The following is a 13278-nucleotide window of genomic DNA, read 5'->3' as shown; positions in this document are numbered from 1 at the left end:
GTCACCGCTCGGCAGGCCATAAGCGGACATAGAGGTAAGGATGGTGTGTACCCGGAGATCCGAGGAGACGCCCATGGCCCAGCAGTCGAGTCCGCCGCTCGCGCCCGGGGAGGTGCGGTCCACGCGGACGATTCTGGTGGCCATCGGTGCACTGCTGCTCGGCATGCTGCTCGCGGCGCTCGACCAGACGATCGTCTCCACGGCGCTTCCCACGATCGTCAGCGACCTCGGCGGCCTGGAGCACCTCTCGTGGGTGGTCACCGCCTACATGCTGGCGGCGACGGCGGCCACCCCGCTCTGGGGCAAGCTCGGCGACCAGTACGGACGTAAAAAACTCTTCCAGACCGCCATCGTCATCTTCCTGATCGGCTCGGCACTCTGCGGAATCGCGCAGAACATGCCGCAGCTGATCGGTTTCCGCGCGCTCCAGGGCCTCGGCGGCGGCGGGCTGATGGTGCTCTCGATGGCCATCGTCGGCGACATCGTGCCGCCCCGGGAACGCGGCAAGTACCAGGGCCTCTTCGGGGCCGTGTTCGGCGTGACCAGTGTGCTCGGCCCGCTCCTGGGCGGCCTCTTCACCCAGCACCTCTCCTGGCGCTGGGTCTTCTACATCAACCTCCCGATCGGCGCCGTCGCGCTGATCGTCATCGCCGCCGTCCTGCACATCCCGGTCAGGCGGACCAAGCACACCATCGACTACCTCGGCACCTTCCTCATCGCCGCGGTGGCGACCTGCCTGGTCCTGGTGGCCTCCCTGGGCGGTACGACCTGGGAGTGGGGTTCCGCGCAGATCATCGGACTGTCCGTCCTCGCGGTGGTGCTCCTGATCGCCTTCGTGGCCGTCGAGCGGCGCGCCGCCGAACCCGTACTGCCGCTGAAGCTCTTCCGGATCAGGACCTTCAGCCTCGTCGCCCTCATCAGCTTCGTCATCGGCTTCGCCATGTTCGGCGCGATGACCTACCTGCCGACGTTCCTCCAGGTCGTGCAGGGCATCACCCCGACCATGTCCGGCGTGCACATGCTGCCGATGGTGCTGGGGCTGCTGCTCACCTCGACCGGCTCCGGCCAGATCGTCAGCCGTACCGGCCGCTGGAAGGTGTTCCCCCTCGTCGGCACGGCCGTCACCGCGATCGGCCTGCTGCTCCTGCACCGGCTCGACGTGAACAGCTCGACCTGGGAGATGAGCGCCTACTTCTTCGTCTTCGGCGCCGGGCTCGGCCTGGTGATGCAGGTCCTCGTGCTGGTCGTGCAGAACGCCGTCCCCTACGAGGACCTGGGCGTCGCCACCTCCGGCGCCACGTTCTTCCGGTCCATCGGCGCCTCCTTCGGAGTCGCCATCTTCGGCACCATCTTCACCAGCCTGCTCAACGACCGGCTGGCCGACGCGCTCAGCGGCCGGCCGCTGCCGCCGGGTGTCGACGCCGGACGACTGGCCGCCGACCCCCGTTCCATCGGGCAGCTCCCCGCCGACCTGCGCCCCTCCGTCCTCGACGCGTTCGCGACCTCCATCACCGACGTGTTCCTCTACGCGGCCCCCGTCGTGCTGGTCGCCTTCGTCGTCGCGTGGTTCCTCAGGGAGGACAAGCTGCGCGGCTCGGTCACCGCACCCGACACCACCGAGACCCTGGCCTCGAACCCGGTCGAGCGCTCCTCCTACGACGAGTGCGCCCGCGCCCTCTCCGTCCTCGCCACCCGAGAGGGGCGGCGCGAGATCTACGAGAAGATCACCGCCCGCGCCGGATACGACCTGCTGCCCGCCGCCGGCTGGCTGCTGCTGCGCATCAAGCGGCACGGGGCGGTCGAGCCCGCCCGGCTCGCCGACGTCACCCCGCTGCCGCTGAAGGTCATCACCGACGCCTCCCGGCAGCTGGAGGAACGCGGGCTCGCACGCCGCGACGGCGTGCAGATGGTGCTCACCGAACCGGGCGCCGAGGCGGTCGTACGGCTCTCCCGGGCCCGGGAGGACTCGCTCGCCGAGATGCTGGGCGACTGGTGGGGACCGGAGCGCCCGACCGATCTGGTCGCCCTGGTCTCGGAGCTGACCGCCGAGGTCAGCGGCTCCCGGAAGGAGCGGCCCCACCTGCCCGAGGCACCCCGGGACCACGCCGCCGAACCGCGCCACACCGGCGGCCCCGAGCCGCGCCACCCCGGGCCCTGACGACGGCCGGCCTCCCGTCCCGGGCTCGTCTCCTCCGCGCGTCACAGCTTCTTGGCGAACCAGTGGTCGGCGTACGGGCCGTCGTTGTACGCAGGGATCTCCCGGAACCCGTGCTTCGCGTACAGCCCCCGCGCCTCCACCAGATCGCTCCGGGTGTCGAGCCGGAGCACCCGCATCCCGGCCCCGCGCGCCACCTCCTCGGCCGCCGCCACCAGCAGCCCGCCGCCTCCGGTGCGCCGGAAGGCGGGACGTACGTAGACCCGGGTCAGCTCCGCGACGGCCGTCGCCGGATCCAGGAACACCCCGACGCAGCTCGCCGGCTCGCCCGCGTACCGGCCCACCAGGAGCCGGCCGGTGGGCGGGGCGAGGCGGTCGGCGCCGTCGTCCGCCAGCCCCTCGTCGATCTCCGCCTCGGTCGCCCGCCGCTTCCAGTAGCGGCTGGCGAGTTCGTCGTAGTAGTCCCGCAGCAGGCGCGCCGCGTCCGGCGTGTCGAACCGCTCCGGGGTCAAAGTCCAGGTCATGGGCCGATCCGATCACCCTGCGGATCGGGAGGGAAGTGAATTTCGCCGTGGGCACCGGGACGCCCGGGGCCGGGGGGAATCCGGGGGCCGGTGGGACGCGGCCGGCATTCTTTTGGGCAAAACGAGGTGACGGTCAGGCGAAGTGGGGGTTGATGGTGTCTACCCCCAGGGGCAATGCGAGGCTTCATGGGCACGACCCGTATCCACGGGAATGTGCCAGAAGCGGTGGGAGGGTCGGCACAGCGTGACACATGCTGAACACGGCGTGCGCGGGAGCGCGGCGACGGACGCGGAGACGAGGACCGGGACGGCCCGGATCGTGCTCTGGCTGGTCGTCGCCGCTCTCGCCGTACGCCAGATGACGGTGGTACTCAGACAGCCGCCGGGCGAGCGGCTGACCGATCTGGAGACCTGGATCGGGGAGAACGGCGTCCTGCGCGTCAAGGGCTCGCTCTACGACCCGGACCGGTTCACCGGCACCCCCTTCGCGGGGCTCGTCCTGAAGCCGCTGGGCGCGTCGGCGGAGGAGGCCCTCGGGATCGCCTGGACCACCGTCTCCCTGCTGCTCGTCGTCGCGCTCGGCCTCGTCGCCGCCCGCGCGCTGCCCTCCCCGGTGGGCCGCCGCACCGCGCTGTTCGCCGCCCCGGTCGCCATCACCCTGCTCATGGTGTCGCTGCCGGTGCGCAACGCGCTGCACCTCGGGCAGACCAGCATCCTGCCGGTGCTGCTGGTGCTCGTCGGCTGCCTCACGGTCCGCGACCAGCGGGTCCAGGGCCTCCTGGTCGGGATCGCGGCGGCGCTCCAGCCGCCCGTCCTGCTCTTCGCGGTCCTCCTCTGGCTGACCGGGCGCCGACGTGCCGCCCTGACCGGCGGTGCCGGCTTCGTCGCGCTCACCGCCGTCGCCTGGGCCGCGCTGCCGCACGACTCCTGGACGTACTGGATCCACCACGTCGCCGGAGCCGGGCTCGGCGAGCGCCCGGACGGCCTCGCCAACCAGTCGCTGCACGGCGCGCTGCTCCGCCTCGGCCTCCACGGCCCGCTGGAGATCACCGTCCTGCTGGTCCTGGCCGTCGCCGTCGCCGTGCTCGGACTGCGCCGCGCCGCCCGGTACGCCCGGGACGGGCAGCTGCTCCTCGCCGTCTCGGTGACCGGCTGCGTGGCCGTCGTCGTCTCCCCGACCACCTGGCAGCACCAGCTGCTCTGGGTACTCCTCGCGGTGGTCGGCCGGGTCGGGAAGCGCGCCTCTGACCGGCCGGTCTGGCCCGCCGTGGTGGTCCTCGTCCTCACCCTGCCCGGCACCATGCTGCTGCCGAACGTCGGGGCGCTCCACCCCGTGCGCGACAACGTGCTGCTGCTCACCGCGCTCGCCGCGGCCTGCGCCGTGCCGTTCCTGCCGCGCACCTCGCCGTACTGGTCGGCGCCGGTCCCCACCGACTACGCCCGGCCGGTACCGGCGCGCTGGAGCCGGGTGCCGCTGCTGCCGTTCTGGCGCCGGGTGCTGACCCGCCCCAACCTGCTGCTGGAACTCCTGCTCATCCGGGTCGTCTACTCCGCGTACGCCAAGGTCCGGCTCGCCGCGACGGCGGGCCGCCCCACCGCCGAGAAGCACGGCCGGCAGGTCCACTCGCTGGAGCAGTGGCTGCACATCGACGTCGAGCACTGGTTCAACCACAAGGTCGCCGGAATCGGCTGGATGCGGGACTTCTTCGACTACTACTACTCGACGTTCCACTTCATCATCCCGCTGACCATCCTCGGCGTGCTCTACGTACGCCGCCCCGCCGACTACCGCTGGGCCCGCTCCACCATCGGCTTCGCGACCCTCCTCGCCCTGGTCGGCTTCTGGCTCTACCCGCTGGCCCCGCCCCGGCTCATGCCCGGCCTCGGGTTCATCGACACCGTGCACGGCGTCCAGGACTTCTCCAAGCCCGACTACGGGACGCTGACCTCGGTCACCAACCAGTACGCGGCCATGCCGTCGCTGCACTTCGGCTGGTCCCTCTGGTGCGGGCTGATGATCCTGATCCTCGCCCCGAAGGTCTGGATGAAGCCCTTGGGACTGCTCCACCCGTTCTTCACCATCTGCGCCATCGTGGGCACCGGCAACCACTGGGTCCTCGACGCGGCGGGCGGCGCGCTGGTCGTCTCGCTCGGCTTCCTGCTGACGTACGCCCTGGCCGGACCACGCCGGCTGCGGAGCCCGGACGACGACCGCGACCGCCAGCCGGTGGCGGGGAGCGGCGGGAGACCCTCGGCGGACGCCCGGACCCTGGCCGGCAGAGGCACGGCGGCGACTACGGGCGCGGCCCGCGAGTGAACCGGCAGGACCCCGGGTCGGCCCGGGCGTGACGAGGGGGTGCCCGGGCGGTGGACGCCCGGGCACCCCCTCGTCACGGCCCCGACGGGGCCGGAAACCGGGTTGCGCCGGCCCGGTGGGCCCGGTGGGCTACCTCCATGGACGGAACCACGGAGCCGGTGCGCCGGGCGGGGCCGGGACACGACCGCACGGCTGCGCCACGGCGGGCTCCCCGGCGCGGGGCGGCGGTGCTCGCGGCCCTGATGCTGGCCGCCCTCACCTTCAACACGGCGGAGAACCTGCCCGTCGGCCTCCTGGAGGTCGTCTCCGGAGATCTGCGGGTCTCGGTACAGGCGGTCGGACTGCTGGTCACCGGGTACGGCGTGACCGTGGCCGTCTCGTCCCTGCCGCTCGCCCACGCCGTGCGGGCGGTGCCCCGCCGCCATGTGCTCACGGGGCTGCTGGCCGCGCTGGTCGTGTCCAGCCTCGCCGCCGCGCTGGCCTCCTCCTACGGGACGCTCCTCGGGGCGCGGCTGGTGACCGCCCTCGCCCAGGCGCTGTTCTGGGCGGTGATGGGGCCCGTCGCGGTGGGCCTCTTCGCGGCCGAGGTCCGCGGCCGGGTGATCGGGGCGCTCTCCGTCGCCGGCTCGCTCGCCCTCGTCCTCGGCGTGCCCGCCGGCTCCTGGCTGGGCCGCCAGAGCGGCTGGCAGGTGCCGTTCGCCCTGCTGGCGGCTGCCGGAACCGTCTCCCTGGTGACGGTCGCCGTCCTGCTGCCGACCGCGCGTCCGGAGGACGAGCCCGCCGCCCGCGGAACCCGTCCCGACGTCCGCCGGTTCGTGATCGTGCTGGTGTCCGGGGCCCTCTCCGCCACCGGGGCGTTCGCGGGATTCACGTACGTCGTGAAGTTCCTGGGGGACGTGAGCGGCTTCCCGCCCGGCACGGTCGGCGTCCTGATCATGGCGTTCGGCGTGGCGTGTCTGGGCGGGGTGACCCTCACCGGGGCGCTGCTGGACCGCTTCCCCCATGCCGCGCTGTGCGCCGCCGTGGCCACGCAGGCGGTGGGGATGCTCGGCCTGTACGCGACCGGCACCGAGCCGGTGACGGCGGTGGTGTTCCTGGTGCTGATGGGCGGTGCGCTCGGTCCGGTGTTCATGGCCACCCAGAACGCGATGCTCTCCTGCGCCCCGGGCCGCACGGACCTGGCGCTCGCGGCGAACTCGGGTTCCTACAACGCCGGTATCGCGGCGGGCGCCGCACTCGGGGGGCTGGTCCTGTCCCACGCCGACGTGCGGGGCGCCTTCCTCGCCGGCGGTCTGCTCTCCGTCGCGGCCTGCGCGGTGGCCCTCCTCGGAGGGGTACCGCGCGGGCGGACCGAGGCGTGAGGGACCACGCGGCGGACACGGCGAAGCCCGGGCCGGGACCTCGGTGAAGAGGTCCCGGCCCGGGCTTCGTCATGCGGGCTGCTGGGCGGGCCGGCTCAGTACCAGCTGTTGGCCTGCCAGAAGCTCCAGGCGGCGCACGGGCTGCCGTAGCGGCTGTTCATGTAGTCCAGACCCCACTTGATCTGCGTGGCGGGGTTCGTCTTCCAGTCGGAACCGGCGGACGACATCTTGGAGGCGGGCAGGGCCTGGACCAGGCCGTACGCGCCGGAGGAAGCGTTGGTGGCGCTCGGGTTCCAGCCGCTCTCGTGCGACACGATGTTGCTGAAGCACTGGAACTGGGCGCTGTCACCGATCATCTTCTGCGCCGTGGCCTGCGCGCCGGTCGCGGCGGTCGTCGCGGTGGGCGTGGCTGCGGACGCCGTACCGGCGCCGAGGGCCAGGCCACTGCCACCGAGGAGTACGGCGGCACCGACGAGGACGGTCTTGCGGCCGGCGATGCGGGGCTGGGCGAGGAAACGACTGGCGATCGACACGAAGAAACCTAACGTCGGGGGCAGGTGGCGTCGCGGGCCGGTTCTGTGGTGAATGATCCGGGCGTCCCCACCTGGGCCCTGGTGACCTGTTGGCGGTCGATCGGGCCACCGAGGTGTTCGGCGACAAGAACCATGGTTAGCCCCGGCGTTCGGCGCTGGCAATGCCCGCCCGACGGCGGCCGTACGACCCCGGGTCGGACCTCGGGCCCAAGGTCCCGAACGCGGACAAAGGGGAGTCGGGGCAGGTCAGGGGCAGCGCGAAAGGGGTGACTCACTCATCGGTGTCGCTACTATCCGGCTTGGGGGAGGACCTTGTGCCTGTGGGTGTCCTCACGCCGCCGGGACCCTCGAATGTGACCTGGGCCTCGAAGGAAGCGCGCCGGGTCGCCCGGCGGAGCGCCCGCAGGAGCACCGGCCCCACGGCGAGCGTCAGCACCACGGTCAGCGCCGCCCGGCCCAGGTCCCAGCCGAGCGAGGTGGTCAGGCAGTACGCCAGGAAGCGGACCAGGTTCTCGTGCACCGGGTCGCCCGCCACGAAGGAGATGCCCGAGCCCAGGCCGGGCACGATCGTCCAGCCGTACAGGTTCATCACCGTGCCGTAGAGCAGCGAGGCCGCCGCGCCGTACGCCGCGAGCATCGCGGTCTCCGCCCGGCCGCGCAGCCGCTCCGGCCCCGGCAGCAGACCCGCGCCCATGGTGAACCAGGCCATCGACAGCATCTGGAACGGCATCCACGGCCCCACCCCGCCGGTGAGCAGCGCCGACGCGAACATCGTCACCGCGCCCAGCACGAAGCCGAAGCCGGGCCCGAGCACCCGCCCGCTGAGCACCATCAGGAAGAACATCGGTTCCAGCCCCGCCGTCCCCGCCCCCAGTGGGCGCAGGGCGGCACCGACCGCCGCGAGCACTCCGAGCATCGCGACGGCCTTCGCGTCGAGGCCGGCGTCCGCGATCGTCGCCACCGCCACCGCCACCAGCAGCGGCAGCAGCGCGCCGAACAGCCACGGCGCGTCCTGCGCGTGGGCGGTGCCGAACGCGGGCCCGGCGAGCAGCGGCCACCCGAAGGCCGCCACCCCCACCGCGCTGACCAGGACCAGCGCCACGACCGAACGCGGCCCGAGCCGGACCGGGCGGACCCGTCGGCCGGTCGTGGAGCTTCCGGGGAGCGCGGTGCCGTCGAGGCGTGTGGTGCCCGTCATGCGCCCGCCTCCAGGGCCGTGCGGACCTGGTTCACGGTGAGCCACTCCTGCGGGGCGAGGATCTTCGCGGTCTGCGGGGCGTACGCGGGGGAGGAGACCACCACCTGCCGGGTCGGGCCGTCCGCGACGACCTCCCCGCCGGCCAGGATCACCACCCGGTCCGCCAGTTCCGCCGCCAGCTCCACGTCGTGGGTGGCCAGCACGATCGCGTGACCCTCGGCCGCCAGGCCGCGCAACACGCCGACCAGCCGGGCCTTGGCCGCGTAGTCGAGACCCCGGGTCGGCTCGTCCAGCAGGATCAGCGGCGGCCGGGCGGTCAGGACGAGCGCCAGTGCCAGCGTCAGCCGCTGGCCCTCGGAGAGGTCACGGGGGTGGGTGCCGTCCGGTACGCCGGGCAGCAGACGCGAGACGAGGTCCCGGCAGCTGCCCGCCGGGGCGCCCGCGTCGGCGTCGGCCGCCGCGCACTCGGCGGCGACCGTCTCCGCGTACAGCAGGTCGCGGGGCTCCTGCGGCACCAGTCCGACCCGGCGCACCATCGTGCGCGGGTCGGTGCGGGACGGCTCCAGGCCGCCCACGCGGACCCGCCCGGCGGTGGGCGGGACCATGCCGACGAGGGCCCCGAGCAGGGTGGACTTCCCGGCGCCGTTGCGCCCCATCAGGGCCACGGTCTCCCCGGCCCGGACGTCCAGGGTCACCGCGCGCAACGCCTCCACCCGGCCGCGCCGCACCCCGAGCCCCTCAACCCGCGCCAGGGGCGCGGTCTGGTCGGAAGCGGCTGCGGGGCCGGTCGCGGGGCCGGTCGCGGGGTCGGTGGTACGCGCCCGGCGTGCGCGCCGGAGACCGAAGAGGCCGGTGCGCGGCGTGGGCGCCGGAGCGGGGGCATCGACAGACGTGCCGGACGCGCCGTGCACGCCGGGCGCGAGACGCAGGGGGGACACGCCGGGCGCGAGGCCTGCGGGGGACGCGTCGGGCACCAGGCCCGCGGGGGGCGCGGGCAGCGGCGCCGCCACGGCGGGCGACCGGCCGGCCAGCCGCTCCCGCAGCCCCGCCGCCCGCCGCCGGGCGTCGCGTACGGAGAGCGGCAGCGGGTCCCAGCCCGCCAGCAGCCCCAGTTCGGCGACGGGCGGCCGGACCGGCGAGACGGCCATGATCTGCGCCGGGGCGCCCACGACCGGGGCGGCGCCCGGTGCGGGCAGCAGCACGACCCGGTCCGCGTACTGCACCACGCGCTCCAGCCGGTGCTCGGCCATCAGCACGGTCGTGCCCAGGTCGTGCACGAGGCGCTGGAGCACCGCGAGGACCTCCTCCGCCGCCGCCGGGTCCAGCGCGGACGTCGGCTCGTCGAGCACCAGCACCTTCGGGTGCGGGGTCAGCACCGAGCCGATCGCGACCCGCTGCCGCTGTCCGCCGGAGAGCGTGGCGATCGGCCGGTCCCGCAGCTCCGCCAGCCCCAGCAGGTCGAGGGTCTCCTCCACCCTGCGGCGCATCACGTCCGGGGCGAGCCCCAACGACTCCATGCCGTAGGCGAGTTCGTCCTCCACGGTGTCCGTGACGAAGTGCGCGGAAGGGTCCTGGCCCACCGTGCCCACCAGATCGGCGAGTTCGCGCGGCTTGTGGATACGCGTGTCCCGCCCGCCGACGGTGACCCGGCCGCTCAGCGTCCCGCCGGTGAAGTGCGGCACCAGCCCCGGCACCGCGCCGAGCAGCGTCGACTTACCGACCCCGGACGGGCCGACGAGCAGCACCAACTCGCCCTCGGGAACCGTCAGATCGACGCCCGACAGGGTGGGCTCGGCCGCACCTTCGTACCGCAGGGAGACCTGCTCGAACCGGATCACTGGTCCTCCTTCGGATACGGCGGTACGGCAGCCGGGCGCGGCGGTACGGGGGCGGCGAACGCGGGCAGCAGCCCGGCCAGGATGCCCGCGGCGGGCCACAGCGGCAGCACCGGCGGGGCCGGCGGGACGACCCCGGGCCGCAGCGCCGCCGGGTCCACCGAACCCGCCCGGATCATCACCGCGGCCACCAGTACGCCCGACCCCGCCACCAGCCACGCCCGCACGCCCCACCGGTCCGGCCGGTACCGGGTGCGCACCGAGCGCCGGCCGCCCAGGCGCAGCCCGGCCATCGCCGCGACGAGCCCGGCGAGGAGCAGCGGCAGCCCGTAGACCGCGCCCTCGGCGGCGAGCAGCCCGTACGTACCGGCGCACACCCCCAGCAGGCCGCCGAGGGTGAGGACGTCGGTGGTGTGCCGGACCCGGGCGGGCACCCGGGCGGTCCGCCCGTACCCCCGCGCGTCCATCGAGGCGGCCACCGCCACCGACCGCTCCAGCGCCCCCTCCAGCACCGGCAGGCCGATCTGGGCGACCGCCCGGATCCCGCCGGTGGGACGGCCCCGCAGCCGCCGGGCGGTACGCAGCCGGGCCACGTCGGCGACCATGTTCGGGGCGAACGTCATGGCGACGACGACCGCCACCCCCGCCTCGTACAGCGCGCCCGGCAGCGACTTCAGCAACCGGGCGGGACTGGCGAGGGAGTTGGCCGCGCCGACACAGATCAGCAGGGCGGCCATCCGCGCTCCGTCGTACAGCGCGAAGAGGAGCTGCTCCCCGGTCACCCGGCCGCCGATCCGGACGCCCTCGGCCCAGTCGGGCAGCGGCACCTCGGGGAGCGTGACCAGGGTGTGCGTGCCCGGGATCGACGACCCCAGGAACGCCGAGAAGACGAGCCGCACCCCGACGACGACGAGGCCCAGCTTGACGAACGCCCCGTACGAACGGGCCCACGGCGCGTCCGTACGCCGCGCTGCCACCACATAACCGGCCACCCCGACCAGCAGCCCGAGCAGCAGCGGGTTGGTGGTGCGTGACGCGGCGGTCGCCAGGCCCAGCGCCCACAGCCACCACGCGCCGGCGGGCAGCGCGTTGCTCCGGTGCGCCCCGGGCGCGCGCAGGCCGCGCACGCGGCCCGTCGCGGCGGGAAGGCGGCTCATCGCCGGCGGCGTGCCTGGAAGACGGCGGCGGCGCCGAGGACCACGACGGCACCGATACCGGCGACCACACCGACGGAGGGACCCCCGCCGTCACCACCCTCGGCACCGCCCGACGCCGTGGACGAGGCGGTGGACGACGCGGCCGGGGAGCTCGCGGAGGACGCCGCCCCGGTGGGCGCGGGCGAGGCGTCGCCCGAGATCTGCTCGCCGCAGCCCGTCTCCGGATAGCCCGAGATGGCGCAGAGCAGCGCCGCGCTGTCGTACCGCAGCGGCTTCGCGACCGAGGCCAGCGCCTCGGCGGTGCTCGCGTCCGGGGCGACCCGGGCGCAGGCGGTGCGGAGCGCGGGCGGCTGCTCGCCCGCGGGGGCGTCGGCCGCCGTGCCGGGGTCGATGACCAGCGCGACGCGCTTGCTGCCGTCCTTCGCGGGGGTGTCCCCGCAGACGGCGGCGAAGTCGGGGGTGCGGCGCGGCCGGGCCGCGTCGCCGGAGTCCTCGCTCACCGCGAACCGGAAGCCCTGCACCGCCCCGTCCTCGGGGCGGACCAGGGACGGCCCCTGGGTGGCGTACGCCCACCGCGAGCCGTCGCCCTCCCAGAAGGACCAGTACCGGTACCCGGCGGCCTGCGCGGTGCCCGCGACGCAGAGCGTCACGACCGCCGCGAGCGCCGTCAGCGCCACGAGCGCCGCAGCCCGGCGGAGAACTCCGCCGGGCTTGCTCCGGAACGCGGGGGTGGTCACCGGCCGCCCTTGTCCTTGCGGTTGCTGAGCAGGAAGCCGATGCCCGCGCCGACGGCCAGGCCGACGCCGATCAGCCACCAGACGCTGAAGCCGGAGCTGCCGGTGGATCCGGCGGCGGGCTGCGCGCCGGTCGGGGTCGGGGAGGGGACCGCGGTCGCGGCGGGCGCCGGGCCGGTCGCGTTGAGCTGGGCGACGAGGTCGGCGCCGCCGAAGTCGCGGGCGTCGGTGCCGGTCGCGTGCGCCGCGAGGATCAGCTGCGCGTACGCGGCCGGGCCGGACTGCTTCGCCCAGGCGGCGGAGTTCTTCTCCAGCCAGGTGACGGCGGACGCGGCCTTGTCCTGGTGGCCGGAGGCGGCGAGCGCCACGACGGCGTCGGCGGTGTTGCCGAAGTCGGGCTGCGGGTCGGTGGTCTCGGAGCCCGGCATCGGCGCCTGGTCGAGGTGGCCGGAACCGGCGAGCGCGGAGGTCAGCCAGTGCGCGCCGTTCTGGGCGACCTGCTCGGCGGTGAGGTTGGTGCCGGGGGTGCAGACGGGGGCCTTGCCCGGGTTGTAGCTGCCCGCCGCCAGGCCCTTGCCCATGGTGCCGAGCACGGCCGCCGCCGTGGCGTCCGCGTTGGCGGCGAGCGCGCCCTTCTTGTCCGGCTGGTAGGCGAACGCGCCGCCGTCCTTGCCGCCGCACGGCAGCGCGAGCCCGCGCAGCACGTCGTACGGGGTGTGCCCGGCGGACGAGGTCACGTCGGTCAGCTTCTTGCCCGCGCGGGCGAAGGCGCCGACGACCACCGCGGTCGAGTTCGCGTCGCTGGGGCTGCCGGGGGTGTAGCCCCAGCCGCCGTCGTCGTTCTGCACGGACGCCAGCCAGTCGATGCCGTTCGCCACGGCCGTCTTCTCGCCGGTCAGTTCGGCGAGCGCCTGCACGGCGGCGGCGGTGGAGTTGGTGTCCGTCATCGTCTTGGCGTCGCACGGCTCGTGGAAGTCGCGGTACGCGGCGAAGGCGCCGCTGTCGCACTGCTGGAGCTTCAGCCAGTTCACCGCCTCCACGGACGGGGTGACGTACTCGATCTTCTGGGCCAGGAAGGCCAGCGACTGACGCCAGACCCCGTCGTACGTCGGGTCCGAGGTGCCGTAGAGACCGGCGTGCGGGTCGGCGGGCACGGAGACGGAGGCGGAGGGCGACGGACTGGCGGACGAGTCGGCCAGCGCCGCCGGGGCGGCGGACGCCAGGAGCACGGCGGTGGTCGCGAGCGCGGCTGCGCTGCGGCGTACGGTCATGACTGGCGAGGGCCTCTCCTGCGGGGGCCGGGCGCGGGCACGTAACCGGTGCCGGGCTCGGCTCCGTCTGTTGCGACGGATGCGGACCACCGGACCTCCCGGCGGCATCGGCCGTTCGCGCCCGCGCCCCGGATTCCGTCCGGAGTGCGGGCGGTTCACGGACGGCGACGGCCCGGTGCGGACCGGGGCCCGG

At 74.5% G+C, this 13278-nt stretch carries 10 protein-coding genes; 3 read left to right on the top strand and 7 right to left on the bottom strand.

Translation table 11 applies throughout. From position 1 onward, the window contains the following. The first annotated feature begins 73 nt into the window (after nucleotides 1-73). Complete coding sequence (locus tag OG599_RS09570; protein ID WP_327175534.1) at nucleotides 74-2158, top strand: MDR family MFS transporter; 2085 nt, start codon at nucleotides 74-76, stop codon at nucleotides 2156-2158. 41 nt (nucleotides 2159-2199) lie between these two features. Here the strand turns inward: OG599_RS09570 and OG599_RS09565 are convergent, their stop codons facing one another. Next, nucleotides 2200-2679, bottom strand: a complete 480-nt coding sequence (locus OG599_RS09565) for a GNAT family N-acetyltransferase (protein ID WP_327175533.1) — start codon at nucleotides 2677-2679, stop codon at nucleotides 2200-2202. Nucleotides 2680-2890: 211 nt separating this feature from the next. On the opposite strand from OG599_RS09565, the gene OG599_RS09560 reads away from it, so the two are divergent. Then, the gene (locus tag OG599_RS09560) at nucleotides 2891-4996 is read left to right on the top strand and encodes a bifunctional glycosyltransferase 87/phosphatase PAP2 family protein (protein WP_327175532.1); all 2106 of its coding nucleotides are present in this window, start codon (nucleotides 2891-2893) and stop codon (nucleotides 4994-4996) included. Between the two features lie 242 nt (nucleotides 4997-5238). Beyond that, nucleotides 5239-6357, top strand: a complete 1119-nt coding sequence (locus OG599_RS09555) for an MFS transporter (RefSeq protein ID WP_327179981.1) — start codon at nucleotides 5239-5241, stop codon at nucleotides 6355-6357. A 95-nt stretch (nucleotides 6358-6452) separates the two neighbouring features. On the opposite strand, the gene OG599_RS09550 is transcribed toward OG599_RS09555, so the two are convergent. The 6 genes from OG599_RS09550 to OG599_RS09525 form a co-directional block, all read right to left on the bottom strand. After that, nucleotides 6453-6890 carry a transglycosylase SLT domain-containing protein gene (locus OG599_RS09550; protein WP_327175531.1) on the bottom strand — a complete coding sequence of 146 codons (438 nt, stop codon included), beginning with the start codon at nucleotides 6888-6890 and terminating at the stop codon, nucleotides 6453-6455. 271 nt (nucleotides 6891-7161) lie between these two features. After that, nucleotides 7162-8088 carry an ECF transporter S component gene (locus tag OG599_RS09545; protein WP_327175530.1) on the bottom strand — a complete coding sequence of 309 codons (927 nt, stop codon included), beginning with the start codon at nucleotides 8086-8088 and terminating at the stop codon, nucleotides 7162-7164. Beyond that, nucleotides 8085-9926 (bottom strand): ABC transporter ATP-binding protein, encoded by a 1842-nt coding sequence (locus tag OG599_RS09540; RefSeq protein ID WP_327175529.1) that lies wholly within the window; start codon nucleotides 9924-9926, stop codon nucleotides 8085-8087. The genes OG599_RS09545 and OG599_RS09540 overlap by 4 nt, the downstream gene beginning before the upstream one ends. Then, the gene (locus OG599_RS09535; RefSeq protein WP_327175528.1) at nucleotides 9923-11080 is read right to left on the bottom strand and encodes an energy-coupling factor transporter transmembrane protein EcfT; all 1158 of its coding nucleotides are present in this window, start codon (nucleotides 11078-11080) and stop codon (nucleotides 9923-9925) included. The genes OG599_RS09540 and OG599_RS09535 overlap by 4 nt, the downstream gene beginning before the upstream one ends. After that, nucleotides 11077-11817 (bottom strand): SCO2322 family protein, encoded by a 741-nt coding sequence (locus OG599_RS09530; protein ID WP_442809402.1) that lies wholly within the window; start codon nucleotides 11815-11817, stop codon nucleotides 11077-11079. The genes OG599_RS09535 and OG599_RS09530 overlap by 4 nt, the downstream gene beginning before the upstream one ends. Beyond that, nucleotides 11814-13085 carry a prenyltransferase/squalene oxidase repeat-containing protein gene (locus OG599_RS09525; protein WP_327175527.1) on the bottom strand — a complete coding sequence of 424 codons (1272 nt, stop codon included), beginning with the start codon at nucleotides 13083-13085 and terminating at the stop codon, nucleotides 11814-11816. The genes OG599_RS09530 and OG599_RS09525 overlap by 4 nt, the downstream gene beginning before the upstream one ends. Between the last annotated feature and the right edge of the window lie 193 nt (nucleotides 13086-13278).

The sequence above is a fragment of the Streptomyces sp. NBC_01335 genome, assembly GCF_035953295.1.
Taxonomy (GTDB): Bacteria; Actinomycetota; Actinomycetes; order Streptomycetales; family Streptomycetaceae; genus Streptomyces.
This window is presented reverse-complemented; position numbering and strand designations above follow the sequence as displayed.

What these genes read in the sequence shown, in the direction of transcription:
- OG599_RS09555 (WP_327179981.1), top strand. Translation starts at nt 5,239, where the DNA reads ATGCTGGCCGCCCTCACCTTCAACACGGCGGAGAACCTGCCCGTCGGC.
- OG599_RS09545 (WP_327175530.1), bottom strand. Translation starts at nt 8,088, where the DNA reads ATGACGGGCACCACACGCCTCGACGGCACCGCGCTCCCCGGAAGCTCC.
- OG599_RS09560 (WP_327175532.1), top strand. Translation starts at nt 2,891, where the DNA reads ATGTGCCAGAAGCGGTGGGAGGGTCGGCACAGCGTGACACATGCTGAA.
- OG599_RS09535 (WP_327175528.1), bottom strand. Translation starts at nt 11,080, where the DNA reads ATGAGCCGCCTTCCCGCCGCGACGGGCCGCGTGCGCGGCCTGCGCGCG.
- OG599_RS09525 (WP_327175527.1), bottom strand. Translation starts at nt 13,085, where the DNA reads ATGACCGTACGCCGCAGCGCAGCCGCGCTCGCGACCACCGCCGTGCTC.
- OG599_RS09565 (WP_327175533.1), bottom strand. Translation starts at nt 2,679, where the DNA reads ATGACCTGGACTTTGACCCCGGAGCGGTTCGACACGCCGGACGCGGCG.
- OG599_RS09570 (WP_327175534.1), top strand. Translation starts at nt 74, where the DNA reads ATGGCCCAGCAGTCGAGTCCGCCGCTCGCGCCCGGGGAGGTGCGGTCC.